Source organism: Pseudomonas sp. Larv2_ips, assembly GCF_963879675.1.
Classification (GTDB): domain Bacteria; phylum Pseudomonadota; class Gammaproteobacteria; order Pseudomonadales; family Pseudomonadaceae; genus Aquipseudomonas.
Genome location: NZ_CAWOAW010000027.1, coordinates 216,013 through 240,723 on the forward strand (window position 1 = coordinate 216,013; position 24,711 = coordinate 240,723).

A 24,711-nucleotide genomic window follows, 5' to 3' on the forward strand; every position below is an offset into this window, starting at 1 on the left:
TTGATTTCGGGCTTCTTGTTTTTGTTGATCGCCCTCGCCATGAAGCTTCACCTTCATGACACTCCCAATCGGGAGCCAAGAGCAAACGGATTGCTTTGGTCGCTGTGTTGCTGATCTACGATCCAACCAGTTCAGGCTCTGCCTTAGGGCAGTTTTTGTTGTTCTCGGCCTGGTTGCGGGGCAAGCCCCAAATGCAACGCCTCTCCAAAAGAATCAGTTAGCTGCGCCTCCGCCGTGTTGTTTTTATTGTGCGTGAGTCGATACGTCTTATTTTTATTGTCTGGTACTAAGCTTGTTATTGTTTTTGTACTAAGCATATAGCAGGGTGCGTGCCAACTTTTGTGCCGCCTAGCAAAACCGGGGAGTTGAGGCGCTTTCGGGGTTTTTGGGGGCGAAAAAAAGCCGGGGCTTCGTTACCGTAAGCCCCGGCTTTTGTTACGTGAAAATTCAGCGGTAACAGTTTTTTCACATCTGAGGGTGTTACCTGTGGGGGCGCACCCTTAACTCTCGCTGGCCACGCCGGTCTTGCGTCGCGGAATGCCCAGGCGCTGGCGGCGCTCCCACAGGCACTTGCGGCTCACGCCCAGCTTGCGCGCCAGCTCGGTCTCGGTCATGTGGTCCTGGTGCTCAAGAACGAAGTGCTGGAAGTAATCTTCCAGTGACAGATCTTCCGTCGGCTCGTGGCTGGTATTGCTACCGCCGCCCTGTTGTGGGGCCAGGCCGATGAAATCGTCGTCTTCCAGGTCACTCAGCTCGATGTCGATGCCCAGCAGCTCGGCAGAAATCTCCGGGCTCTCCGACAGAATGACCGCGCGCTCGACCGCGTTCTCAAGCTCTCGCACGTTACCCGGCCACGAGTAGTGACGAATCGCCTGCTCGGCGTCCGGGGCAAACTTGAGGTCGGTACGGTTGATCCGTGCGCTCTGGCGCAGCAGGAAGGCGCTGGCGATTTCGTTGACGTCGGCGCCACGCTCACGCAGGGCCGGCAGCTTGAGGGCGATCACGTGCAGGCGGTAATACAAGTCTTCACGGAACTGGCCGATCTTGGCCAGGCTCTTGAGGTCGCGGTGGGTCGCTGCGATCAGGCGAACATCGACCTTTTGCGATTGCACCGAACCTACGCGGCGGATTTCGCCTTCCTGCAACACGCGCAGCAAGCGTGCCTGGGCTTCCAGCGGCAGTTCGCCGATTTCGTCGAGGAACAAAGTGCCGCCGTCCGCCGCTTCGACCAGGCCCGCACGCCCGGCGCTGGCGCCGGTAAATGCGCCTTTCTCGTGGCCGAACAGTTCGGACTCGATCAGTGATTCAGGGATCGCCGCGCAGTTCACCGAGATCATCGGCGCCTTGGCGCGCTTGGACAGGTTGTGCAGGGCACGGGCGACCAGCTCTTTACCGGTGCCCGACTCGCCCTGAATCAATACATTGGAGTCGGTGGGCGCGACTTTGCGAATTTTGCTGTACAGGTCCTGCATCGGTGGGCAGGAGCCGATAATGCCGATTTCGCCGTTGCTGTTGTTGACGCCCGGCTTGTCCGCACCGTTGGCGGTCTTGCCGGCGGGGCGCTGTTCGGCGGGCGCGCTGCTGGCCGACTGACGGTCGCGCAGAATGCGGGCCACGGCCTGCAGCATTTCGTCGTGGTCGAAAGGCTTGGCGATGTAATCCACCGCGCCCATCTTCATCGAGTCCACCGCCGAACGCAGGCTGGCGTAACTGGTCATGATCAGCACCGGAGTGCCCTGGCCAAGCTTGATCAGCTCGGTGCCTGGGGCGCCCGGCAAACGCAGGTCGCTGACAATCAGGTCGAACGTGGGAATGCTGAATCGCTCTTGGGCTTCCTGCACCGAGCCGGCTTCGCTGACCTGGTACTGATTACGTTCAAGCAGGCGACGCAAGGCAGAGCGGATAATTGTTTCGTCTTCGACGATCAAAATGTGCGGCATTGATTCAATTCTCTCGACGGTCTCAGTTCACAGCGGACGTCGCTTCGACATGACGCGGCAAGGTCACCCGAATACGGGTGCCGCGTTGGCTTTCGGTGTCAGCCGGGCTGTCGATGGTGATTTGTCCATAATGCTCTTCAACGATGGAATAGACCAGTGCAAGGCCCAGACCGGTACCTTCACCCGGGTCCTTGGTGGTGAAGAAAGGTTCGAACAATCGGTCCATGATGTTCTGTGGAATACCGCTGCCTTCGTCCTCCACGATCAGATCGACCGTGTGCTCGAAAGCCTCGCTCTTGACGCGTACCGCGCTGTGCGGCGGGGAAGCGTCACGGGCGTTGGACAGCAAGTTGATCAACACCTGCGCCAAGCGTTGGGAATCGCCGTCGACCCAGTGGTCCGGGTCGCACAGATTGAAGAACTGTACTTCGAAATTGCGCCGGTTCAAGGCCAGCAGCCCTATGGCATCCTGCGCAACTTCGGCCAGGCACACGGCCTCGTCCTGATTCTGATGAGCGCCGGCATGGGCGAAGCTCATCAACGACTGCACGATGCGGAAAACGCGCTTGGTCTGCTCAAGGATTTGCCCGCTGATTTCGGTGATTTCGCCGTCCTCTTCGCGCTCTTCCCGCAGGTTCTGCGCCAGGCAGGCGATACCGGTGATCGGGTTGCCAATCTCGTGGGCCACGCCTGCCGCCAAACGACCAATGCTGGCCAGGCGCTCGGAGTGCACCAGCTTGTCTTCCAGCATTTGCGTGTCGGTCAAGTCTTCGACCAGCAGCACCAGGCCGCTGTTGCCGGGTGCCAGGGGTTCGTCGATCGCCGCTTTGTGCAGGTTGAGCCACCGCGTCTGGCCGTCGAGTGCCAAGTGCTGCTTGTGCAAATGCTCGTCGGGCAGGTTGATAAAGCCTTGCAGCAGTTCCTTCCACGGATCGCCCAAGGTGTTCAGGCGCGAACCCACTACCCGCTGGGCGGCGATGCCGGTCAATTCTTCCATGGCCTTGTTCCACATCAGGATCTCTTGATCCTTGGCCAGGGAGCACACGCCCATCGGCAGCTCCTGCAGGGTCTGGCGGTGGTAGCGGCGCAGCGCATCGAGTTCGGCGGCAAGGCCGGTGAGGCGCGAGTGGTAATCCTCCAGCCGGCTCTCGATGAAATGGATGTCTTCGGTGACGTAGTTTTCGCCGCCAGCCTTGTAGGGCAAGAACGTTTCGACCATGTCTTGGGACACACTGGGCCCCATCAGGCCGGACAGGTTGGCCTCGATACGGTCACGCAAGCGCCGCAGCGCATACGGGCGGCGCTCGTCGAACGGCAGGTAGAGGTCGCGCAGGGCCTGTTCGACTTCCTTTTGCGCGGCTTTCGCACCCAGCGGCTTGGCCAGTTGCGTGGCGAACTCCTGGGGCGAGGCGGCGTGCAGCTCGCGGCGTTGCGGGCGGCGCACGTTGTCCACCGCGCAGGCTTCGGCGGCGCTGGTTTCTTCGGGGCTGGCGTTGGTGAACAGCGAGATCAAGGTGAACATCAAGACGTTGGCAGCCAATGAAGCGATGGCGGCCATGTGCCAACTGGTGTCGTCCAGCACGTAAATCATGTTCAGCAACGGAATGTAGAAACCCTGCAGGTTGCCGACCAGCGGCAGCAGCATGGTAACGATCCACACCAGAATCCCCGCCAGCAGACCGGCGATAAAGCCGCGGCGATTAGCGGTCGGCCAATACAGCACCGACAACACGCCCGGCAGGAACTGCAAGGTGGCAACGAACGCAACAATGCCGAGGTTGGCCAGGTCTTGCCCGGCGCCCAGCAACAGGTAGAAGCCATAGCCGGCCATGATGATCGCGACAATCAGCGCGCGGCGGGTCCACTTCAGCCAGCGGTAGATGTTGCCTTCGGCTGGCGGCTGATACAGCGGCAGCACCAGGTGGTTGAGCGCCATGCCCGACAACGCGAGCGTGGTGACGATGATCAAGCCGCTGGCCGCCGACAAACCGCCGACATACGCCAGCAACGCCAGGGATTTGCTGTTGGCGGCAATACCGACGCCAAGGGTGAAGTATTCCGGGTTGGTGGTTGCGCCCAGCTTGAGGCCGGCCCACAGGATCAGCGGCACCGCCAGGCTCATCAGCAGCAGGAACAGCGGCAGGCCCCAGCTGGCGCTGACCAATGAGCGCGGGTTGAGGTTCTCGGTGAAGGTCATGTGGTACATGTGCGGCATCACGATCGCCGAGGCGAAGAACACCAGCAACAGCGTGCGCCATGGGCCTTCCTGCAACGGTGTGTGCAGGGCGGCGAGGGCGGTCTGGTTTTGCAGCAGCCACAGCTCCAGCTGTTGCGGGCCGTCGAACACGCCATACAGCGCATACAAGCCGACGCCGCCGATGGCGATCAGCTTGATCACCGACTCAAAGGCAATCGCAAACACCAGGCCCTCGTGTTTTTCACGGGTGGCGATATGGCGTGAGCCGAAGAAAATCGTGAACAGCGTGATCAACGCGCAAAAGGCCAGCGCGACGCGATGCTGCACCGGCTCACGGGTCAAGATGCTGATGGAATCCGCCACGGCCTGGATCTGCAGGGCCAGCAGCGGCAATACGCCGAGCAACATGAAAATCGTGGTCAGCGCGCCGGCCCAGGTGCTGCGAAAACGGAAGGCAAACAGGTCCGCCAGGGATGACAGCTGGTAGGTGCGGGTGATTTTCAGGATCGGGTACAGCAACACCGGCGCCAGCAGGAATGCGCCGGACACCCCAAGGTAGCTGGACAGGAAGCCGTAGCCGTACTGATAGGCCAGGCCCACGGTGCCATAAAACGCCCAGGCGCTGGCGTAAACGCCCAGGGACAAGGTGTAGGTCAACGGATGGCGAATGATCGCCCGCGGAATCATTCCGCGCTCACTGATCCAGGCCACGGCGAACAGCGCGGCCAGGTAGGCGGCGCTGATCAGCAGCATCTGGGTGAGGCTAAAGCTCATCGGCATCTTTTTGGCTCTGCAGGATGAAGGTCACGACGATCAGGATCAGCCACAGCAGATAAGGGCGATACCAGGCGCCCGTGGCGTCGATCCACCAATCCATGATGGCGGGGGAAAACAGGTAGATCCCGACGACCAGCAGCAGGACCAATCGATAGATGTACATGTTGGCCTCTGTTTAAAAAACTGCGGCGATGGTAACGGATGGCTGGCAAGCTGCAAGCGCCTTCAGCTCAATTGCGCTTCGGCCAGCGTGAGTGTGCGCGGGATCAGGGTTGCATCCCAGTGCGCAATGCCCCAATCGAGCAGCTCCCGTGGGCTGGCGTGCAGCAGTTCAGCGCCGGCGGGCTGGCCGAGGGCGCGCAATGCCCTTAGCAGCAAAGGCGTGGCTTGGTCCGGTGTCAACGGCGCAGAACGGTAGGTTTTGCCCAACTTGTTACCGTCCGGCTGCACGATCAACGGCACGTGCAGGTAGCGCGGCTGGCGCAGGCCCAGCAGTTCTTGCAGGTAGAGCTGGCGTGGCGTGGAATCGAGCAGGTCGGCACCGCGCACGATGTCGGTCACACCTTGCCAGGCGTCGTCGAGCACGACGGCCAATTGATAGGCATACAAGCCGTCGCGGCGACGGATGACGAAATCGCCTACATCGCGCCCCAGGTGCTGTCGGAATTCACCCTGTACGCGGTCGGTAAAGTGGCATTCCAGCTCGGGCACGCGCAGGCGGATGGCCGCGTCTTGCTGATCGTGCCCGGCATTGCGGCATAAACCCGGGTAAATTCCGTGGTAGGGCTCCAGCTGTTTGCGCGAGCACGTGCAGGCGTAGGCCAGGCCGTGGTTGAACAGGCCGTCGAGGACTTTGGCGTAGGCATCATGCCGCTCGCTTTGTCGGACCAGTTCGCCATCCCACTCAAAGCCGTAGCTTTCCAGGGCGTGCAGGATCGCCGTCTGGGCGCCGGGTTCTTCACGCGGTGGGTCGAGGTCTTCCATGCGCATCAGCCAGCGGCCTTGGTTGGCGCGGGCATCGAGGTAGGAAGCGAGGGCTGCAACCAGCGAGCCGAAATGCAAATGGCCGCTGGGCGTGGGGGCGAAACGCCCGATATAGGTAGAGGCTGTCATGGGCCGGATACTACTGGAAAATCGGTAAACGCCAGAAACAAAAATGGGGCGTTTGCACGCCCCATTCGTTCAGCTCGGCAGGATTACTTGCCGACCTGTTTTTCCTTGATTTCAGCCAAGGTCTTGCAGTCTACGCACAGGTCCGCGGTTGGGCGGGCTTCCAGGCGGCGAATACCAATCTCGACGCCGCAGGATTCGCACCAGCCATATTCCTCGTCTTCGATCAGTTGCAGCGTTTTGTCGATTTTCTTGATCAGCTTGCGTTCACGATCACGGGCGCGCAGTTCGAGGGCGAATTCCTCTTCCTGGCTGGCACGGTCTGCCGGGTCCGGGAAGTTGGCGGCTTCGTCCTTCATGTGGTCAACGGTGCGGTCGACCTCTTGCATCAAGTCCTGCTTCCACTTTTGCAGGATCTTGGTGAAGTGCTGGCGCATGGGCTTGCCCATGTACTCCTCACCTTTCGTTTCGACGTAAGGTGTGAAGCCACTGAGGCTCTGCTGCTGTTGCTTTGCTTGGGTGGACATGAATAGACCGCCTCTCACTCTTCTAATCCATTGCGCAGGATTGCAACGTCACCGACACCTGCCGGCCCTGCGGCTGCAAGCGGGCGAACTTACCAGATAGATTCGGGGTGCGCCACTCCCGGTTGTCGAGGCCCAACTTGGCGGGGGTGCAAACTGCAACAGCCCGCCATGGCTGGGTATAGCGTGTCTCGAATGTTGATTTTAGTCGTTTTGCAAGCGCTTGCTCGGTTCGTCATGGACGGCCGAGCAGGCAATAGAGCATGTTTTACCGCGAGGGTTCGGTAGAATCCTGATTTTGTCCTCACCGTTAAGGAAGGCTAATGGCTCAGCCCTACAGTGCGCGCAGTCGCGCCATCGAACCTTTTCATGTCATGGCGCTGCTGGCGCGAGCCAATGAGCTGCAGGCAGCCGGCCATGATGTGATCCACCTGGAGATCGGCGAGCCGGATTTCACCACGGCCGAGCCCATCATCCAGGCCGGCCAGGCGGCGTTGGCCAACGGCAAGACCCGCTACACCGCAGCGCGCGGGTTGCCGGAGTTGCGTGAGGCCATCAGCGGTTTCTACCAGCAGCGCTACGGGCTGAACATTGATCCTGAACGCATTCTGATCACTCCCGGTGGTTCCGGTGCGTTGCTGCTGGCGAGCAGCCTGCTGGTCGATCCGGGCAAACATTGGTTGCTCGCCGACCCAGGCTATCCGTGCAACCGACATTTTCTGCGCTTGGTGGAAGGCGCGGCGCAGCTGGTGCCGGTTGGCCCGGACGTGCGCTACCAATTGACTGCCGAGCTGGTGGCCAAACACTGGGACCAGGACAGCGTGGGCGCGTTGGTCGCGTCTCCGGCCAACCCCACCGGCACGATCCTTACACGCGACGAGTTGGCGGGGTTGTCCAGTGCAATCAAGGCGCGCGACGGCCACTTGGTGGTGGATGAGATCTATCACGGCCTCACGTACGGCACCGATGCCGCCAGCGTGCTGGAAGTGGACAACGACGCGTTCGTCCTGAATAGTTTTTCGAAGTATTTCGGCATGACCGGCTGGCGCCTCGGTTGGCTAGTGGCGCCGCCCGCGGCGGTGGGTGAATTGGAAAAGCTTGCGCAAAACCTCTACATCAGCGCGCCGAGCATGGCCCAGTACGCGGCACTGGCGTGTTTTACCCCGCAAACGTTGAGCATTCTGGAGCAGCGCCGCGCTGAATTCGGTCGCCGTCGGGATTTCCTGCTGCCCGCCCTGCGTGAACTAGGATTCGGTATCGCCGTTGAGCCGGAAGGGGCGTTCTATTTGTATGCCGATATCAGCGCGTTCGGCGGTGATGCCTTCGCGTTCTGTCGGCATTTCCTCGAAACCGAACACGTGGCGTTTACGCCTGGGCTGGATTTTGGCCGCTATCAAGCCGGCCACCATGTGCGTTTTGCCTACACGCAAAACATCGATCGGCTACAACAGGCGGTAGAGCGTATCGCCCGTGGTTTGCGGAGCTGGCAAGGCTGATGCGTTTTCATCCTCCTCTCGAAGAAGCGCGGCTTATCCGCCGCTACAAGCGTTTTCTCACCGATATCGAGACCGTTACCGGCGAGTTGCTGACGATTCACTGCCCGAATACCGGCTCGATGCTCAATTGCATGGTGGAAGGTGGCCAGGTCTGGTTCAGTCGCTCTTCGGACCCCAAGCGCAAGTTGCCCGGCACCTGGGAAATTGCCGAAACGCCGCAGGGCCGATTGGCGTGCGTCAACACGGCGCGCGCCAACCAATTGGTCGAGGAGGCATTGCGCGCCGGGGTCATCACTGAGCTCAACGGGTTTACCGCCTTGAAGCGCGAAGTGCCTTATGGCCAGGAGAAAAGCCGCATCGATTTTCGTCTCGATTACACGCAAGGCGCGGCGTTTGTCGAAGTCAAAAGTGTCACCCTGGGCTTTGATGGCACGGCGGTAGCAGCCTTTCCCGATGCGGTAACGCAGCGCGGCGCCAAGCACCTGCGCGAGTTGGCGCACCTGGCGCGTGACGGGGTGCGGGCGGTGCAGTTGTATTGCGTGAACCTGTCGGGAATAGAGGCAGTACGCCCAGCGGTTGAAATCGACGCCGGTTACGCTGCGGCATTGCGGGAGGCCAAGGCCGCCGGTGTGGAGGTGTTGGCCTACGGTGTTCGCGTCACGCCTGAGGAAATTGTTGTGGAACGTCGTTTGGACGTACTGATCAGCGACTAGAGTTGCACCCACAGGCCCTGTGCGTCTTCGCGGCCGGGCAGGGCGGTGAGGCTCTGGCCCGCGCAGGGACCGGCGATGCACTCGCCGCTTTCGATCAGGAACAGCGCGCCGTGAGTGGCGCACTGGATCAGGCTGGCGCTGGTGTCGAGGAACTGATCGGGTTGCCATTCCAGCGCGATGCCGCGATGGGGGCAACGGTTGATATAGAAGTAGGCGACGCCGTCCCGGCGCACGGCCAGCAGTTTGCAACCGTCGATCTCAAAGCCGAGGCTGCTGTTGGCTGCAAGAGCGTCGGAGGTGCAGAGAAACTTCATTTCAATCCTTAAGTGCCTTGACGTTCAAATGCAAACAATTATCAAATGCCGGCTTCGCCCCGCCCCTGGAAGGAAACCCTGTCATGCGTCTGAGTACCAGCGCTATTGCGTTTGTTGCCTCACTGCTGGTCCACCATGGGGCGCAAGCCTCTGAACTGCCGCAACGCTGGGTGAGTGCCGGTGGAGCGCTATCGGAATGGGTGACAGCCCTGGGCGGCGAATCGAAACTGGTGGGCGTGGATACTACCAGCCAGCACCCGCAATCGCTGAAGGCCTTGCCGAGCATAGGTTACCAGCGCCAGTTGTCGGCGGAGGGCATTCTTAGCCTGCGCCCGCAAGTACTGGTCGGCACCGAGGAAATGGGGCCGCCGCCGGTACTGGCGCAGATTCGCGGCGCCGGCGTGCAGGTCGAAATGTTTTCGGCCGAGCCGGACCTCCCGACCCTGAAAGGCAACTTGCAGCACCTTGGCAAGTTGCTGGGCAGCGAGGCTAAAGCCAACGAATTGTTTACTGGATATGAACAAGCGCTCGAGCAGCAGAAGCGCTGGGTCACTCAGGCCCAGGCCACGCAAAAAGCCCCGGGTGTGCTGTTGGTGCTCGGTCATGCAGGCGGCAAGCCGCTGATCGCAGGTAAAGACACCGCCGCCGACTGGCTGTTACAGCAGGCGGGCGGGCGCAACTTGGCCACCCATACCGGCTACAAACCTTTTTCGGTGGAGTCGTTGGCGGGACTGAGCCCTGATGTGCTGGTATTCGCTGACCGCGCCTTGACCGGCGATGCCGCGCGCGCGGCTCTGTTTAAGGAAAACCCGATTTTGGCCTCAACGCCGGCGGCCAAAAATGGCCGCGTAGTTGAGCTGGACCCCACCCTGCTGGTGGGCGGCCTGGGCCCGCGTGTGCCGCAAAGCCTGGTGCAACTGTCTGCCGGGTTCTATCCGTCCCAGGCTAAACCTGCTCCATGACCACTCTGGTTAAGCCGAAAACGCTGTTTGTCGGGCTGGCGCTGTTGTGTGTATTGGCGATCTGGCTCTCATTAGCCTTGGGGCCGGTCAGCCTGCCGTTGCTGGATACACTCAGGGCCGCGTTGCGCTTGATGGGCGTGCCGATTGCAGCCGACGGCCTGGAGCAGGCCGAATTGATCCTGGGGCAGATTCGCCTGCCGCGCACATTGCTTGGCCTGGCGGTCGGCGGCGTGCTGGCGTTGTCGGGCGTGGCGATGCAGGGTCTGTTTCGTAACCCGCTGGCGGATCCCGGGCTGGTCGGGGTGTCGAGTGGCGCGGCGCTGGGGGCGGCGATTGCAATTGTCGGTGGCTCGTTTTTTGGCGGGCTGCCGGACGCGTTCGGACCTTACCTGCTGTCGCTGTGTGCGTTTCTCGGTGGTTTGGGAGTGACTGCCCTGGTTTATCGCCTGGGGCGCCGTAACGGCCAGACCAATGTTGCGACGATGTTGCTTGCCGGCATCGCGCTCACGGCCCTCGCCAGCTCGGCGGTCGGGCTGTTTACCTATTTGGCCGACGACGCCACCCTGCGCACCCTGACTTTTTGGAACCTGGGCAGTCTCAATGGCGCGAGCTACTCGCGGTTATGGCCGTTGCTGCTGGTGAGCGCTGGTGTCGCGCTCTGGTTGCCGCGCCGCGCCAAGGCGCTGAATGCATTGTTGCTAGGCGAGTCCGAGGCCAGTCACCTGGGAATTGATGTGGAAGGGCTCAAGCGTGAGCTGGTGTTCTGCACCGCCCTGGGTGTAGGGGCGGCAGTGGCGGCGGCGGGGATGATCGGGTTTGTCGGGCTGGTGGTACCGCACTTGGTGCGGCTGCTGGCGGGGCCCGACCATCGAGTGCTGTTGCCCGCCTCGGTGCTGGCCGGCGCGAGTTTGCTGCTGTTTGCGGATTTGGTGGCGCGCCTGGCCCTGGCACCTGCGGAGTTGCCGATCGGCATTGTGACGGCGTTTATCGGTGCGCCGTTTTTTCTTTATCTGTTGTTGCGAGGACGCGCCTGATGCTGCGAGTGGAAGCGCTGCAGATCCGGCGTGGTCGCAAGACTGTATTGGCCGATGTCAGCCTGGACCTGTTGCCGGGCCAGGTACTTGGCGTGCTGGGCCCTAATGGTGCTGGCAAAAGCACCTTGCTCAGCGCGCTGTGCGGTGAGCTGCACCCTGATCAGGGCAAGGTGTGGCTGGATCAGCAGGCGCTCAAGAGCTGGACCGGCCCGCAGCGTGCCCAGCGCTTGGCGGTGTTGCCGCAAACCTCGACCCTGGATTTTGCGTTTCGCGTGGAAGAAGTTGTCGGCATGGGGCGTTTGCCGCATCAGACCGGGCGCGTGCGTGATGACGAGATCATCCGTGCGGCCTTGCAGGCGGCGGACATCGGCCATTTGAGCGGCCGCAGCTACCTGGCGTTGTCTGGCGGGGAGCGCCAACGTGTGCACCTGGCGCGGGTATTGGCGCAACTATGGCCGGGCGAGGCGGGACAGACGTTGCTGCTGGATGAGCCGACGTCGATGCTTGACCCTCTGCATCAGCACACGACGTTGCAGGCTATTCGCAGTTTTGCCGATCGAGGCGCGGCCGTACTGGTGATCCTCCATGACCTGAATCTGGCAGCGCGTTACTGTGATCGCATTCTGCTGCTGGAAGGCGGGCGTCCGCACGCCTTGGATACGCCCGCAAACGTCTTGCGACCTGAACCGCTCAAAGCGGTGTTTGGGCTGGATGTGTTGGTGCAGCCGCACCCGGAGCGTGGGCATCCGTTGATTATCGCGCGCTGAGACTCGCGGCTTTATAGGCGTTTTACAGGCAAAAAAAGACCCGGCAAGAGCCGGGTCAAATAACCGTGATTAGCCTGATGAGGAGATAATCTGAGAGTCCGAACCAATGGTCTTTCAGTTATCGGCTGATCTCGCGACCAGTTGTGATAATCATAACGATTCTCATTTGAGAGTCAACATTTGTTTTTGCTCGACCTGCGGAATTTCTCAAACAGGCGTTCGTAATGCCCGTAAACGTTGAGTTTTATCGCTGAGCTAATTCTTCTGACGTGCCGAAATCGCATCCAGCTGGCGGTTCAGCGCTTCCTTTCGCTCCGCGGGAATGTCGTTCCAGTGCACATCCATCAATGCGCCTTCAATGGCATACAGCAATACTTTCGAGGCCCGGAATCCGCGAGTTCGCACTGCCCGGTAGGCATCGACCGCTCCCAGGCGGCGCAAGTCGGACGCGCTGTGGATGCCCACCGCATGCAGCCACTGCGCCGACGTCTTGCCAAGGTTTTTCAGGTGTTGCAGCTCATCGTTCATCAAGCCTCCTTGCGACGGCCGAATGGTGCGGTGGGTATCGTGACCAGGCAAGCCTGAAAAGGAGTGTAGCGCTCAGTAGGAAAAGCGTAGTTCTTTGGTCAGGAACGGCTCAAACGCTTATAAGAATGGTCGGGAGGTTTTAAGCAGGGGCAGGGCGAACCACCCGGCACGCTTGGTGCGTAGCCGGGGGGCGGGCATGTGACGTCACTTGGTGCGATAGCGCAGGCGAGTACCGAAATTAACCGACATGAGGATCTCGTCAGCGGTCAGTTCAGGTGGAAAGTAAGTGCCGGAAATTTGTGCATGCGCCAGGCTGGCGCCTTCCAATGAGCAACCGCGTAGATCCAGTCCACGCAGGTCGGCAGAACGGAAATACGCGTCGGTGAAATCTACACCCGTGGCGTTCAGGTCGCGCAGGTCCAGCCCGCGAAAGTCGCCGCCACGCATGTCGATGCTGCCGTCTTTAGGCCGTTCCTGGTTGAAGCCTCGAATGTCGTCCTTGTGCAGGAGCGCGTAGAGCGGAGTATCAAGAAGCTTGGGCTGACTCATGACGGCGACTCCTGTTGGAATTATGACGCCATTATAGTGCCACTATTGCTTGGTCGTGCACCGTAGATCGGTGACACGACCAAGAAATATTTCTTACAGGCCTGGCAGGCGCTGGCGGATATGCGCCACCAAGGCATCCAGGGTTCCGCTTTCATTGGTCTCTACGCGCTTGCTCAGCAGCAGTTCTTCAGCGGTCAGCGGGTCGCGGTTGGCCTGCTGCTCTTCGATGATGGTCAGCGTCGCGTCGGAAGGGTCGTTCTTATCCGCCTGACGTTGTGCCAACCAGCTGGCGATAACGGCTTGCGGTGCGTTGCAATCCAGGATCAGGAATGGCGCGCCGGTGGCCTCGGCAATCTTCGCAGCAGCGTCGCGCTGTTCACGTTTGAGGAAGGTGGCATCCAGTACGACCGGGTAGCCGGCGCGCAAGACGATATCGGCGATTTCATTCAGGCGAGCATAGGTTGCTGCGCTGGCGTCGGCAGCATAGATGCCGGCCTGTGGTGTGTTTTCCACGTGCTGTTCGCCAAACAGGCGTTTGCGTTCCACGTCCGAGCGCAGGCGCACGGCACCCAACGCTTCCACCAGGCGCATGGCTACGTGGCTCTTGCCGACTGCCGATACGCCGTGGGTAATCGCCAGGAAGCGCGAAGGAATAGTGCTGTAGCTTTCGGCCAGGTTGGCGTAGTTGCGGTACTGGCGCAGGGTGGTGGCGCGCTGCACCGGGCTTGCCTCGCTCGGCATGCTGAACAGTGCAACCTTGGCGCGTACCAGCGCCCGGTACGCTTTATAGAAGTTAAGCACTTCCAGGCCTTGGTAATCGCCGGTCAGTTCCAGGTATTGGCTGATAAAGCGACGCGCCAGGGATTTGAGGCCACGGTCTTCCAGGTCCATCGCCAGAAAGCCGGTGTCGGCGTACACGTCGGTGAAGCGGAACGGCTCGTTGAACTCGATGCAGTCGAAGATGACGACTTGGCCGTCGATCATCGTCGCATTGCCCAAGTGGATATCGCCGTGACATTCACGCGTGAAGCCATCCTGCTTGCGCTGCGCCAGCAGAGGCTTGAGGCGCTCGAAGCTGCTTTCGGCCCAGGCCTGCAGAGCTTCCAGCTGTGCCAGATCGGCCTTGTCGCTGAGGAAAGGGCGGATCTGATCGAAGTTCTGGCGCACCGGCGCCATCACCTCGTCCGGGGTGCCGGCCGGATGCGCCTGTGGAACCTTTGGTGCGGTGAGGTGGAAGTGCGCAATCTGCTTGGCCATTTCATCAATATGCGCGCTGGTGAGTTCGCCGTTGGCTTGCAAGGTGCTCAGCAGTTGGCTTTGCGGGAACTGGCGCATTTTCAGCGCGTACTCGATTACCGGGCCATCGCCGCCCAGTTGCGGGGCCTCGGCGGTGCCGGTAATCGGCAACACTTCAAGGTACAGATCTTCGGTCAGGCGCTGGTTGAGGCGAAGTTCTTCGTTGCAGAAGTGCCCCCGGTCATCCAGTTGGGTGAAATCCAGAAAGCCGAAGTTCATCGGCTTCTTCAGTTTATAAGCGAAGGGGCCAGTCAGAATAACCCAGGAAATATGGGTCTCGATAACGTGAAACGCTTCAACCGGATGGGGATACAAAGCCGGGTTTTGCAGGGCAGCGATCAGGGACTGGCTCACGGGCGATCCTTCAAAGTCTGGGGGAAATCATGGCGGGCATTATGGCTGTTACAGCCGGTCGTGCAAACCGCTGTCCGGCTCATGTTGATCATCAATAAAGTGCGTATAATCCGCCGCCATGACTCGAACCCGATCTCCCCGTTCCCGTAAAAAACCTCCTTCCCGCGGCCTGCGCCCGTGGCTGGGCTGGGCGCTCAAGCTCAGCCTGGTGGGCCTTGTAGTGCTCGCCGGCTTCGCGGTGTACCTCGACGCTGTGGTCCAGGAGAAGTTCTCCGGCAAGCGCTGGACCATTCCGGCCAAGGTGTACGCACGCCCGCTGGAACTGTTCACTGGCCAGAAGCTGAGTAAAGATGATTTCCTGACCGAGCTCGACGCGTTGGGTTACCGCCGCGAAGCCGTGAGCAATGGCCCTGGCGCTGCGGCCGTCAGCGGCAATACCGTCGACTTGAACACCCGCGGCTTCCAGTTCTACGAAGGCCTGGAAAAAGCCCAGCCGGTACGCGTGCGCTTCTCTGGCGATTACGTCGCCGAGCTGTCCTCGCTCAATGGTTCGAAGTTGCCTGTGGTGCGCCTGGAGCCGCTGCTGATCGGCGGCATTTACCCAAAGAACCTGGAAGATCGCATCCTGATCAAGCTCGATCAGGTGCCGCCGTATCTGCTTGAAACACTCGTTGCCGTCGAAGACCGCGACTTCTACAGCCACTGGGGTGTGTCGCCCAAGTCGATTGCCCGCGCTATCTGGGTCAACACTTCTGGCGGCAAGATGACGCAGGGTGGCAGTACGCTGACGCAACAATTGGTCAAGAACTTCTACCTGACCAACGAGCGCAGCCTGACCCGCAAACTCACCGAAGCCATGATGGCGATGCTGCTGGAGTTGCATTACAGCAAGCAGGAAATCCTTGAGGCTTACCTCAACGAAGTATTCGTCGGTCAGGATGGCCAGCGCGCCGTTCACGGCTTTGGCTTGGCCAGCCAGTTCTTCTTCGGTCAGCCATTGTCCGAGTTGAAATTGCATCAGGTCGCGTTGCTGGTGGGTATGGTCAAGGGGCCGTCCTATTACAACCCGCGTCGCAACCCTGAGCGTGCGCTTGAACGTCGTAACCTGGTGCTGGATGTACTCGAGCAGCAGGGCGTGGCTACCGCTGAACAAGTCGCGGCCGCGAAGAAAATGCCACTGGGTGTGACAACCCGCGGCAAGTTGGCCGACAGCTCCTTCCCAGGCTTTATCGACCTGGTCAAACGTCAACTGCGCGAAGATTACCGCGACGAAGACTTGACCGAAGAAGGCTTGCGGATCTTCACCAGCTTCGACCCGATTTTGCAGATGAAAGCCGAAGCGTCGGTCAACGACACCTTCAAACGCTTGACCGGCCGCAAGGGCTCCGATGAAGTCGAGGCGGCCATGGTGGTGACCAACCCCGAAACCGGTGAAGTCCAGGCCATGATCGGCAGTCGCCAGGCCAGTTTTGCCGGTTTCAACCGCGCGCTGGATGCCGTGCGGCCGATCGGCTCGCTGGTCAAGCCTGCGGTCTACCTGACGGCCCTGGAAAAACCGAGCAAATACACCCTGACCAGTTGGCTGTCGGATGACCCGTTGTCGGTCAAAGGTGCTGATGGCCAAGTGTGGACGCCGCAGAACTTCGATCGCCGCTCTCACGGGACGGTGTTCCTGTATCAGGGCCTGGCGCATTCCTACAACATCTCCACCTCGCGCCTCGGGCTGGAAGTTGGGGTGCCGAATGTGTTGAAAACCCTGGGTCGCCTGGGCATCAACCGTGAGTTCCCGTCGTTCCCATCGATGCTGTTGGGCGCTGGCGCCATGACCCCGATGGAAGTGGCCACGATGTACCAGACCCTCGCCAACGGCGGCTTCAATACCCCGATGCGCGGTATCCGCAGCGTGCTGACTGCCGAGGGCGAGCCGCTCAAGCGCTATCCGTTTCAGATTCAGCAGCGCTTTGATGCAGGCTCCATTTACCTGATCCAGAACGCCATGCAGCGCGTAATGCGCGAAGGCACCGGGCGCTCGGTTTACAGCGTGCTGCCGTCGAACCTCACGTTGGCGGGCAAGACCGGTACCAGTAATGATTCGCGTGACAGCTGGTTCGCGGGCTTCGGCCAGGACGTGCTGGCCGTGGTTTGGCTGGGGCGTGACGACAATGGCAAGACGCCGTTCACCGGTGCTACCGGTGCGCTGCAGGTCTGGACCAGCTTTATGCGCAAGGCCGACCCGTTGCCGCTGAACATGCCGCAACCGGACAACATCGTGCAGGCCTGGATTGATCCGCACACGGGGCAGGGCTCCGATGCCAACTGTCCGGGCGCGGTGCAGATGCCGTATATTCGCGGCAGCGAGCCACCACCCGGCGCCGCATGCGGTGGCAGTGCCCCTGCTGACGCGGAATCGGTGATGGATTGGGTCAAGGGCTGGATGAACTAAGCAAAGAGGGTTTCACGTGAACAAGTGGTTGATTCCAGCTATTACAGCTCTGGCAGTGCTCAGCGGTTGCTCCAGCGTGCAGCGCGGTTCGATTCCCGTGGTGGATTCGAGTACCACCGTTTCCAATAACGATCGCATTTCGGCCAACGGCGGCTTCCGTCAGACCGTGGTCAAGCGTCCTACGCAAGCCGCACCGCAAGCCATGCCGCAGGATTCGGGTGTGGTAGTGATGGTGCCGGGCGGTGGTGCTGCAACGTCGGCGCCGATCAGCGCCGAGCCGTGGACCCCAGGTCCAAGCACATCGGGGCCGGTTGATTCCACGCCGATCCAGACGGCGCCGGTCAATCAGGGCACCTACAACATGCCGTCGACGCCGAGCGGTATTCCGTCGTCGTCAAGCGCGGGCGGCCTGTCGGCTGATGAGCAACTGGACGGACCCGTGTTGTCGCTGTTGACTACTGCCCAGCAGCAGCAGGCCGGTGGTGATTTGAACGGCGCTTCGTCCAGCCTCGAGCGTGCCCAGCGCGTGGCGCCTCGCGAGCCGCAAGTGTTGTATCGCCTGGCCCAGGTGCGTATGGCCCAAGGTGATGCGCCGCAAGCTGAACAGTTCGCCCGTCGCGGCCTGAGCCTGGCCAATGGTCGTCCCGATCTGCAGGCCAACCTGTGGGCCTTGATTGGTGACGCGCGTGCTGCCCAAGGCGATGCCGCCGGTGCTGCGCAGGCTCGGCAGAAAGCCAAGGTCAGCCTCTGATGGATGCACGGTTTCCCGCGATTGCCGAACAGTTATTGCTGATCGAGCGCGAATTGCGCGTGCAGGGCTGGTGGGACGAGGTGTCCCCCAGCGCAGAGGCGCTCGGCAGTGTCGAGCCTTTTTCGGTTGATACCCTGGATTTTCACCAGTGGCTGCAATGGATCTTCCTGGTGCGCATGAAGCAGATCCTCGAGCAGGATCTACCGTTGCCTAATGCGTCGGGGATCCTGGAGATGGCGGAGATGGTTTACGCCGATCGCCCGCTTGAGAGCCTCGGTTTGCGTAACGCGCTGAAAAAGTTCGACCAATTGATCGTCGACGCTCGTTAATTGCCTGACTGCCGGGTTTTCCGGCAGTCTTGCGCACATTTCTACCGCTTGACGACATTCAGGCGAGTTTTATCCCTCCTCAAACCCCTTTAATCTACGTTCTCATGCGCTTAGTTGGAAAAAAGCGCAATTATTGCTTGACTTGAAGGGGCTGAAACAGAAGAATCCAAAGTCCGCTGTATCGGGACTGCCAGAAGCAGACCCGCTCAGCAGATCATGAGGCGCATATCCGCGCCGACCTGTAACACCCGCAACGCGTTACCTCGCGCTGGGTGGGAAAAGCCCGCAACACTTGGGACGATCCCAATACTTGCTCAGTCAGTGCTGACGTAGTCGGCGACCACCGTCGCTCATGCTCTGTTGAGAAGTAAACCTATTAAGACCCGTCGGTTTTTAACGGACGGTATTCTGGCGTTTTAGAGGTGAACAACGTGGAGCTTTTATCTGGCGGTGAGATGCTCGTCCGCTTTTTGCGTGACGAAGGCGTCGACTATATCTACGGGTACCCAGGTGGTGCTCTGCTGCATGTTTACGACGCACTGTTCAAGGAACCGGCTGTTACCCACATCCTGGTTCGCCACGAACAGGCCGCGACCCATATGGCTGACGGTTACGCCCGTGCCACCGGTAAAGCCGGTGTAGTACTGGTGACGTCCGGCCCAGGCGCAACGAATGCCATTACCGGCATCGCGACTGCGTATATGGACTCTATTCCGATGGTGATCATTTCCGGCCAGGTCGCAAGTACCATGGTGGGGACCGATGCATTCCAGGAAACCGACATGATCGGTATCTCCCGGCCGATCGTGAAACACAGCTTCATGATCAAGCATGCCTCGGAAATCCCGGAAGTCATGAAAAAGGCGTTCTACCTCGCACAGTCCGGTCGTCCGGGCCCTGTTGTGGTCGATATCCCGAAAGACATGACCAACCCGGCTGAAAAGTTCGAATACATCTTCCCGAAGAAAGCCAAGCTGCGTTCCTACAGCCCGGCTGTTCGTGGGCACTCGGGGCAAATCCGCAAGGCGGCAGAAATGCTGCTGGCGGCCAAGCGCCCAGTGCTGTACTCGGGCGGTGGCGTGATCCTGGGCGGCGGTTCTGCTCCGCTGACCGAGCTGGCCAAGCTGCTCAATTTGCCAGTCACCAACACGTTGATGGGCCTCGGCGCATTCCCGGGCACGGACCGTCAGTTCGTCGGCATGCTCGGCATGCACGGCAGCTACACCGCCAACCTGGCCATGCACCACGCCGATGTGATTCTGGCAGTGGGCGCGCGTTTTGATGACCGTGTGATCAACGGCGCGAGCAAGTTCTGCCCGAATGCCAAGATCATCCACATCGACATCGACCCTGCGTCGATCTCCAAGACCATCAAAGCTGATGTGCCGATTGTGGGTCCGGTAGAAAGTGTGTTGACCGAGATGGTAGCCGCGCTCAAGGACATCGGCGAAACGCCGAACAAGGAGTCCGTTGCCAGTTGGTGGAAGCAGATCGACGAATGGCGCGGTGACCGCGGCCTGTTCCCTTACGACAAAGGCGACGGCAGCGTCATCAAGCCACAAACCGTGATCGAAACCCTGTGCGAAGTGACCAAGGGCGATGCCTTTGTAACCTCCGATGTGGGTCAGCACCAGATGTTCGCCGCGCAGTACTACAAGTTCGACAAGCCTAACCGCTGGATCAACTCCGGTGGCCTGGGCACGATGGGCTTTGGTTTCCCTGCGGCCATGGGTGTGAAGCTGAGCTTCCCCGACACCGACGTCGCGTGCGTCACCGGTGAGGGCAGCATCCAGATGAACATTCAGGAGTTGTCGACGTGCTTGCAGTACGGCCTTCCGGTGAAGATCGTCTGCCTGAACAACGGCGTACTGGGCATGGTGCGTCAATGGCAGGACATGAGCTACGGCAGCCGTCACTCCCATTCCTACATGGAATCGCTGCCAGATTTCGTAAAATTGGTTGAAGCCTACGGCCACGTCGGCATTCGCATCACCGATTTGAAAGATCTGAAGCCGAAGATGGAAGAGGCGTTCGCCATGAAGGACCGCCTGGTGTTCCTCGATATTCAAGTGGATACCAGTGAGCACGTCTACCCGATGCAGATCAAAGACGGCTCTATGCGCGACATGTGGCTGAACAAGACGGAGCGTACTTAATCATGCGGCACATTATCTCCCTGCTTCTGGAGAACGAACCCGGCGCTCTGTCTCGTGTGGTCGGCCTGTTTTCGCAACGCAACTACAACATTGAAAGCCTGACCGTGGCACCGACCGAAGACCCGACCCTGTCGCGTCTGACGTTGACCACCGTGGGCCACGATGAGGTGATCGAGCAGATCACCAAGAACCTCAACAAGTTGATCGAAGTGGTCAAGCTGGTCGATCTTTCGGAAAGTGCCCACATTGAGCGTGAGCTGATGTTGGTTAAGGTCAAGGCTACGGGTGCCCAGCGTGCCGAGATTAAACGGACTACTGATATTTATCGCGGGCAGATCGTCGATGTGAGCGCCAGCGTTTATACCGTTCAACTGACCGGTACAAGCGACAAGCTGGACAGCTTCATCCAGTCGATCGGGACGGCCTCGATTCTGGAAACCGTACGCAGTGGTGTCACCGGGATTGCCCGTGGCGACAAAGTACTCAGCATCTAACCCAAATTAGCGAATGGCCTTACGGCCTGGATATATAGAGGAACCTCATGAAAGTTTATTACGATAAAGATTGTGACCTGTCGATCATCCAGGGCAAGAAAGTCGCCATCATCGGCTACGGTTCCCAGGGCCACGCCCAAGCGTGCAACCTGAAAGATTCCGGCGTTGACGTCACTGTCGGCCTGCGCAAAGGCTCGGCCACTGTTGCCAAGGCTGAAGCCCATGGCCTGAAAGTGACCGACGTTGCTTCCGCCGTTGCTGCTGCTGACCTGGTCATGATTCTGACCCCGGACGAGTTCCAGTCCGCGCTGTACAAGAATGAAATCGAGCCGAACATCAAGAAGGGCGCCACCCTGGCCTTCTCCCACGGCTTCGCGATTCACTACAACCAGGTTGTTCCACGCGCTGACCTCGACGTGATCATGATCGCGCCGAAAGCCCCGGGCCACACCGTGCGTTCCGAGTTCGTCAAAGGCGGCGGTATCCCTGACCTGATCGCGATCTACCAGGACGCCTCGGGCAACGCTAAAAACGTTGCACTGTCCTACGCAGCTGGCGTGGGTGGCGGTCGTACCGGCATCATCGAAACCACCTTCAAGGACGAGACTGAAACCGACCTGTTCGGCGAGCAAGCCGTTCTGTGCGGCGGTACCGTTGAGCTGGTCAAAGCTGGTTTCGAAACACTGGTTGAAGCTGGCTACGCGCCAGAGATGGCCTACTTCGAATGCCTGCACGAACTGAAGCTGATCGTTGACCTCATGTACGAAGGCGGTATCGCCAACATGAACTACTCGATCTCCAACAACGCCGAATACGGCGAGTACGTGACTGGCCCGGAAGTGATCAACGCCGAGTCCCGTCAGGCCATGCGCAACGCCCTGAAACGTATCCAGGACGGCGAATACGCCAAAATGTTCATCAGCGAAGGCGCAACCGGCTACCCTTCGATGACCGCCAAGCGTCGTAACAACGCCGCTCACGGTATCGAAGTCATCGGCGAGCAATTGCGCTCCATGATGCCGTGGATCGGTGCCAACAAGATCGTCGACAAAGCCAAAAACTAAGTCGTACGCATCAACAGAAAACGCGGCTTAGGCCGCGTTTTTTCGTTTGAGGGGCTGGTTCTGGTATAAAGCTGCATCGTTTGCGGGCGAACACTCGCCGCAAGTTTCTGTCGAATTTTTTTCACACCGTTGCAAGGTAAAATCCATGAGCGAACGTCCCGAAGAGCCACACCAGGCCTCTGACGCCGAAAGCCTGCTGCCGATCGATGAGCATGTCGAAGAAGGGCATGACGCGGAAGGTCGCAAGGTCCGGCATCGTGGCATCTATCTTCTGCCTAACCTGTTCACCACCGCGAACCTGTTTGCCGGCTTCTATTCCATCATCAACTCCATGAGCGCCCAAAGTGCGCTGGCGGCGGGTGATGCGGTAAGTGCCAGCAAGTATTTCGGTTTTGCCGCCATCGCAATCTTTGTGGCCATGGTGCTTGATGGCCTTGATGGCCGCGTGGCGCGCATGACCAACACGCAAAGTGCCTTTGGCGCCGAGTACGACTCGCTGTCGGACATGGTCGCTTTCGGGGTTGCACCGGCGCTGCTGGCGTTTGCCTGGGCGCTGGGAGATATGGGCAAGGTCGGCTGGATGGTCGCCTTCATCTATGTCGCCGGCGCCGCTTTGCGTCTGGCGCGCTTCAATACCCAGGTGGGTACCGCTGACAAGCGTTACTTCATTGGCCTTGCCAGCCCCGCGGCTGCAGGCGTCGTGGCAGGTATTGTCTGGGCATTCAGTGACTATGGAATCCAGGGCTCGAAAATGTCGTTCCTGGTGGCCTTGATGGTGGCTGCGGCTGGCATGCTGATGGTCAGCAACATCAAGTACAACAGCTTCAAGGAGTTCGACCTCAAGGGCCGCGTGCCTTTCGTAGCGATTCTGGTGGTGGTGCTGGTGTTTGCTGTAGTGTTTAGCGACCCGCCGCGTATCCTGCTGCTGGCGTTCCTGGCCTACGCCGCTTCGGGGCCGATTCAGTACTTGCTGCATCTGCGCCGCGACAAAACATTGTCTTAATGTAATGTCCGCCATACTCCGCAGTCTATTGGTGCATCAGTCCTCCAATGCTGCGGAGTTGCCATGTTAATCAAGATCCCCAAAGCGTCCGATTGCCACGAATCGGATGTCACGCCTGAATCCTTCTATTTATCTCGCCGTAGCTTGCTCGGTGGTGCGCTTGCTGGCGTCGCTGCCAGTACCTTGCCGCGCTGGGCCAGTGCTGACGATGCAGCGCGTTACGCCGACGTCGAGCCTGGCAATGCGCCGAGTTGGTTTGCCCAAAAGCTGCCAGGCACCCAGTGGCAGGCTGTTACGGTAAAGGACGAAGCCATTACGCCGTTCAAGGACGCAACCCACTACAACAACTTCTATGAATTCGGTACGGACAAGGGTGACCCGGCGAAGAACGCGGGTTCACTCAAGACCGAGCCCTGGAGTGTGGTGATTGATGGAGAGGTGGGCAAGCCGGGGCGTTATGCCCTGGAAGACTTCATGAAGCCTTATCAGTTGGAGGAGCGCATCTACCGTTTGCGCTGTGTCGAGGCGTGGTCGATGGTGATTCCGTGGATGGGTTTCCCCCTTTCAGCCTTGCTCAAGCAGGTGGAGCCGACCTCTAAAGCCAAGTTCATCCGTTTTGAAACGCTCCAAGACCCCAAAAGTATGCCGGGGCAGCGCTCAAGCTTTGGCTTGATCGACTGGCCATATGTCGAAGGGTTGCGCCTGGATGAGGCGATGAACCCATTGGCTATCCTTGCCGTTGGCATGTACGGGCGTGAACTGCCTAACCAGAACGGCGCACCACTGCGTCTGGTGGTGCCGTGGAAGTATGGCTTCAAGAGTGTGAAGTCGATTGTGCGGATCAGTCTTGTAAGCGAACAACCCAAGACGACATGGCAGAGCATCGCGGCCGATGAGTATGGGTTCTACGCGAACGTGAATCCTACGGTCGACCATCCTCGCTGGACTCAGGCGCGAGAGCGTCGTCTGCCCAGCGGCCTGTTCAGCCCGAACGTGCGTGAGACGCAGATGTTCAATGGCTACTCGGATGAGGTCGCTTCTCTTTATACGGGCCTCGATCTGCGGAAGAATTACTGATGCGTTATCCGATCTGGCGTGTCGGCGTCTTTATAGCCGCGGCGATTTGGCCATTTTTCTGGTTGTACGAGGCATGGAGTTCGGTGCTCGGGCCAGATCCAGGCAAAGTGCTGATGGATCGTTTGGGGCTTGGGACCTTGATTCTATTGCTGATCACGCTGGGCATGACACCATTGCAGAAGCTCAGCGGTTGGGCGGGGTGGATTGCTGTCCGCCGACAGCTGGGGCTCTGGTGTTTTGCGTATGTGGTTTTGCACCTGGCGGCTTACTGCGTCTTTATCTTGGGGCTTGATTGGTCGCAATTCGGGGTGGAGCTGCGTAAGCGGCCCTACATTATTGTGGGCGCGTTGGGCTTCCTCTGCTTATTGGTGTTGGCAGTGACCTCCAATCGCTATAGCCAGCGTCGACTTGGCAGTCGTTGGAAGAAGCTGCATCGCTTGGTGTATGTGATCCTTGGGCTTGGTTTGCTGCATATGCTGTGGATTGTGCGGGCCGATCTGAAGGAGTGGGCGATATATGCATCTATAGGTGCGCTGCTTTTGGTGCTGCGTATTCCGCCTGTCATGCGCCGGATTCCCCGCCTTATCGCGAAAAAACCAGTTTCTGCACCAAAAGCGTAATTAGTGCTTGACGGCAGATTCTGGAAGTCTATAATTCGCCCCACTTCCGGCGCAGTCGAAACGGAAAACTCCTTGGTAAACAAAGAGTTACGCAGAATTCGACAGCGAGTTGCTTCAGTTCATCGAAGCCCAGAAGGAGTTGGTAGAGCAGTGTTGTTTGGCTCTATTAACGTTTCGATCTTCTCGGTCGAAAGCGGAGAAAAAGAGGTGTTG

23 protein-coding genes are annotated in these 24,711 nt (G+C 59.6%); 14 read left to right on the forward strand and 9 right to left on the reverse strand.

All coding sequences use genetic code 11. From position 1 onward, the window contains the following. Positions 1-500: 500 nt before the first annotated feature. The 5 genes from AACV02_RS17940 to dksA form a co-directional block, all read right to left on the reverse strand. On the reverse strand, positions 501-1,940 hold the full coding sequence (locus tag AACV02_RS17940; protein ID WP_106579241.1) for a sigma-54-dependent transcriptional regulator: 1,440 nt from the start codon (positions 1,938-1,940) through the stop codon (positions 501-503). A gap of 22 nt (positions 1,941-1,962) precedes the next feature. Next, the gene (locus AACV02_RS17945) at positions 1,963-4,917 is read right to left on the reverse strand and encodes a sensor histidine kinase (protein ID WP_177413703.1); all 2,955 of its coding nucleotides are present in this window, start codon (positions 4,915-4,917) and stop codon (positions 1,963-1,965) included. Continuing rightward, positions 4,901-5,077: a hypothetical protein gene (locus tag AACV02_RS17950; RefSeq protein ID WP_003176118.1), complete on the reverse strand. Its 177-nt coding sequence runs from the start codon at positions 5,075-5,077 to the stop codon at positions 4,901-4,903. The genes AACV02_RS17945 and AACV02_RS17950 overlap by 17 nt, the downstream gene beginning before the upstream one ends. A 62-nt stretch (positions 5,078-5,139) precedes the next feature. Next, a complete protein-coding gene (gene gluQRS / locus AACV02_RS17955; RefSeq protein ID WP_119741073.1) occupies positions 5,140-6,027 on the reverse strand; it encodes a tRNA glutamyl-Q(34) synthetase GluQRS in 888 nt (295 codons plus the stop codon). Positions 6,028-6,110: 83 nt separating this feature from the next. Then, a complete protein-coding gene (gene dksA / locus AACV02_RS17960) occupies positions 6,111-6,551 on the reverse strand; it encodes an RNA polymerase-binding protein DksA (protein ID WP_034100675.1) in 441 nt (146 codons plus the stop codon). Between the two features lie 320 nt (positions 6,552-6,871). Between dksA and AACV02_RS17965 the strand changes: the two genes are divergently transcribed. Together AACV02_RS17965 and sfsA are read left to right on the forward strand one after the other, a co-directional pair. Continuing rightward, on the forward strand, positions 6,872-8,044 hold the full coding sequence (locus AACV02_RS17965; RefSeq protein WP_119741075.1) for a pyridoxal phosphate-dependent aminotransferase: 1,173 nt from the start codon (positions 6,872-6,874) through the stop codon (positions 8,042-8,044). Continuing rightward, a complete protein-coding gene (gene sfsA, locus AACV02_RS17970) occupies positions 8,044-8,757 on the forward strand; it encodes a DNA/RNA nuclease SfsA (RefSeq protein WP_119741077.1) in 714 nt (237 codons plus the stop codon). The genes AACV02_RS17965 and sfsA overlap by 1 nt, the downstream gene beginning before the upstream one ends. Here the strand turns inward: sfsA and AACV02_RS17975 are convergent. Continuing rightward, a complete protein-coding gene (locus tag AACV02_RS17975) occupies positions 8,754-9,071 on the reverse strand; it encodes a Rieske (2Fe-2S) protein (protein ID WP_119741079.1) in 318 nt (105 codons plus the stop codon). The genes sfsA and AACV02_RS17975 overlap by 4 nt on opposite strands. A gap of 83 nt (positions 9,072-9,154) precedes the next feature. Between AACV02_RS17975 and AACV02_RS17980 the strand changes: the two genes are divergently transcribed. From AACV02_RS17980 to AACV02_RS17990, 3 genes are read left to right on the forward strand one after another with little or no spacing between them, the layout of a single operon-like run. Continuing rightward, on the forward strand, positions 9,155-10,033 hold the full coding sequence (locus tag AACV02_RS17980; RefSeq protein ID WP_119741080.1) for a heme/hemin ABC transporter substrate-binding protein: 879 nt from the start codon (positions 9,155-9,157) through the stop codon (positions 10,031-10,033). Continuing rightward, complete coding sequence (locus tag AACV02_RS17985; protein ID WP_106579234.1) at positions 10,030-11,067, forward strand: FecCD family ABC transporter permease; 1,038 nt, start codon at positions 10,030-10,032, stop codon at positions 11,065-11,067. The genes AACV02_RS17980 and AACV02_RS17985 overlap by 4 nt, the downstream gene beginning before the upstream one ends. Next, a complete protein-coding gene (locus tag AACV02_RS17990) occupies positions 11,067-11,834 on the forward strand; it encodes a heme ABC transporter ATP-binding protein (protein ID WP_106579233.1) in 768 nt (255 codons plus the stop codon). The genes AACV02_RS17985 and AACV02_RS17990 overlap by 1 nt, the downstream gene beginning before the upstream one ends. A 255-nt stretch (positions 11,835-12,089) precedes the next feature. Here AACV02_RS17990 and AACV02_RS17995 read toward each other — a convergent pair whose 3' ends face one another. From AACV02_RS17995 to AACV02_RS18005, 3 genes are all read right to left on the reverse strand, one after another. Next, entirely contained in the window at positions 12,090-12,362 is a 273-nt protein-coding gene (locus tag AACV02_RS17995) for a TfoX/Sxy family protein (protein WP_010562703.1), read from the reverse strand. 204 nt (positions 12,363-12,566) lie between these two features. Next, on the reverse strand, positions 12,567-12,911 hold the full coding sequence (locus AACV02_RS18000; RefSeq protein WP_119741081.1) for a pentapeptide repeat-containing protein: 345 nt from the start codon (positions 12,909-12,911) through the stop codon (positions 12,567-12,569). Positions 12,912-13,004: 93 nt separating this feature from the next. Further along, complete coding sequence (locus AACV02_RS18005) at positions 13,005-14,561, reverse strand: bifunctional aminoglycoside phosphotransferase/ATP-binding protein (protein WP_119741082.1); 1,557 nt, start codon at positions 14,559-14,561, stop codon at positions 13,005-13,007. A 118-nt stretch (positions 14,562-14,679) separates the two neighbouring features. On the opposite strand from AACV02_RS18005, the gene mrcB reads away from it, so the two are divergent. The 9 genes from mrcB (at position 14,680) to msrQ (ending at position 24,498) form a co-directional block, all read left to right on the forward strand. Next, positions 14,680-17,004: a penicillin-binding protein 1B gene (gene mrcB, locus AACV02_RS18010; protein WP_106579230.1), complete on the forward strand. Its 2,325-nt coding sequence runs from the start codon at positions 14,680-14,682 to the stop codon at positions 17,002-17,004. A gap of 16 nt (positions 17,005-17,020) precedes the next feature. Next, entirely contained in the window at positions 17,021-17,755 is a 735-nt protein-coding gene (locus tag AACV02_RS18015; RefSeq protein ID WP_119741084.1) for a tetratricopeptide repeat protein, read from the forward strand. Then, on the forward strand, positions 17,755-18,084 hold the full coding sequence (locus tag AACV02_RS18020; RefSeq protein ID WP_065911202.1) for a YqcC family protein: 330 nt from the start codon (positions 17,755-17,757) through the stop codon (positions 18,082-18,084). The genes AACV02_RS18015 and AACV02_RS18020 overlap by 1 nt, the downstream gene beginning before the upstream one ends. Before the next feature lie 431 nt (positions 18,085-18,515). Beyond that, the gene (locus tag AACV02_RS18025) at positions 18,516-20,240 is read left to right on the forward strand and encodes an acetolactate synthase 3 large subunit (RefSeq protein ID WP_106579404.1); all 1,725 of its coding nucleotides are present in this window, start codon (positions 18,516-18,518) and stop codon (positions 20,238-20,240) included. A gap of 2 nt (positions 20,241-20,242) precedes the next feature. After that, complete coding sequence (ilvN, locus tag AACV02_RS18030; RefSeq protein WP_003176102.1) at positions 20,243-20,734, forward strand: acetolactate synthase small subunit; 492 nt, start codon at positions 20,243-20,245, stop codon at positions 20,732-20,734. Positions 20,735-20,781: 47 nt separating this feature from the next. Further along, positions 20,782-21,798, forward strand: a complete 1,017-nt coding sequence (gene ilvC / locus AACV02_RS18035; RefSeq protein ID WP_003176099.1) for a ketol-acid reductoisomerase — start codon at positions 20,782-20,784, stop codon at positions 21,796-21,798. A gap of 145 nt (positions 21,799-21,943) precedes the next feature. Continuing rightward, complete coding sequence (gene pssA / locus AACV02_RS18040) at positions 21,944-22,801, forward strand: CDP-diacylglycerol--serine O-phosphatidyltransferase (protein WP_106579228.1); 858 nt, start codon at positions 21,944-21,946, stop codon at positions 22,799-22,801. Between the two features lie 63 nt (positions 22,802-22,864). Then, positions 22,865-23,878, forward strand: coding sequence for a protein-methionine-sulfoxide reductase catalytic subunit MsrP (gene msrP / locus AACV02_RS18045; RefSeq protein ID WP_119741086.1), 1,014 nt, complete (start codon positions 22,865-22,867; stop codon positions 23,876-23,878). Then, on the forward strand, positions 23,878-24,498 hold the full coding sequence (msrQ, locus tag AACV02_RS18050; protein ID WP_119741089.1) for a protein-methionine-sulfoxide reductase heme-binding subunit MsrQ: 621 nt from the start codon (positions 23,878-23,880) through the stop codon (positions 24,496-24,498). Before msrP ends, msrQ begins: the two co-directional genes overlap by 1 nt. The last annotated feature ends 213 nt before the right edge of the window (positions 24,499-24,711 follow it).

Coding starts and splice junctions, on each gene's coding strand:
- AACV02_RS17965 (WP_119741075.1), top strand. CDS start 6,872: ATGGCTCAGCCCTACAGTGCGCGCAGTCGCGCCATCGAACCTTTTCAT.
- AACV02_RS18020 (WP_065911202.1), top strand. CDS start 17,755: ATGGATGCACGGTTTCCCGCGATTGCCGAACAGTTATTGCTGATCGAG.
- AACV02_RS18000 (WP_119741081.1), bottom strand. CDS start 12,911: ATGAGTCAGCCCAAGCTTCTTGATACTCCGCTCTACGCGCTCCTGCAC.
- AACV02_RS17945 (WP_177413703.1), bottom strand. CDS start 4,917: ATGCCGATGAGCTTTAGCCTCACCCAGATGCTGCTGATCAGCGCCGCC.
- AACV02_RS17985 (WP_106579234.1), top strand. CDS start 10,030: ATGACCACTCTGGTTAAGCCGAAAACGCTGTTTGTCGGGCTGGCGCTG.
- dksA (WP_034100675.1), bottom strand. CDS start 6,551: ATGTCCACCCAAGCAAAGCAACAGCAGCAGAGCCTCAGTGGCTTCACA.
- AACV02_RS17990 (WP_106579233.1), top strand. CDS start 11,067: ATGCTGCGAGTGGAAGCGCTGCAGATCCGGCGTGGTCGCAAGACTGTA.
- sfsA (WP_119741077.1), top strand. CDS start 8,044: ATGCGTTTTCATCCTCCTCTCGAAGAAGCGCGGCTTATCCGCCGCTAC.
- msrQ (WP_119741089.1), top strand. CDS start 23,878: ATGCGTTATCCGATCTGGCGTGTCGGCGTCTTTATAGCCGCGGCGATT.
- AACV02_RS17995 (WP_010562703.1), bottom strand. CDS start 12,362: ATGAACGATGAGCTGCAACACCTGAAAAACCTTGGCAAGACGTCGGCG.
- AACV02_RS17950 (WP_003176118.1), bottom strand. CDS start 5,077: ATGTACATCTATCGATTGGTCCTGCTGCTGGTCGTCGGGATCTACCTG.
- AACV02_RS17940 (WP_106579241.1), bottom strand. CDS start 1,940: ATGCCGCACATTTTGATCGTCGAAGACGAAACAATTATCCGCTCTGCC.
- msrP (WP_119741086.1), top strand. CDS start 22,865: ATGTTAATCAAGATCCCCAAAGCGTCCGATTGCCACGAATCGGATGTC.
- gluQRS (WP_119741073.1), bottom strand. CDS start 6,027: ATGACAGCCTCTACCTATATCGGGCGTTTCGCCCCCACGCCCAGCGGC.
- ilvN (WP_003176102.1), top strand. CDS start 20,243: ATGCGGCACATTATCTCCCTGCTTCTGGAGAACGAACCCGGCGCTCTG.
- ilvC (WP_003176099.1), top strand. CDS start 20,782: ATGAAAGTTTATTACGATAAAGATTGTGACCTGTCGATCATCCAGGGC.
- AACV02_RS17975 (WP_119741079.1), bottom strand. CDS start 9,071: ATGAAGTTTCTCTGCACCTCCGACGCTCTTGCAGCCAACAGCAGCCTC.
- mrcB (WP_106579230.1), top strand. CDS start 14,680: ATGACTCGAACCCGATCTCCCCGTTCCCGTAAAAAACCTCCTTCCCGC.
- AACV02_RS17980 (WP_119741080.1), top strand. CDS start 9,155: ATGCGTCTGAGTACCAGCGCTATTGCGTTTGTTGCCTCACTGCTGGTC.
- pssA (WP_106579228.1), top strand. CDS start 21,944: ATGAGCGAACGTCCCGAAGAGCCACACCAGGCCTCTGACGCCGAAAGC.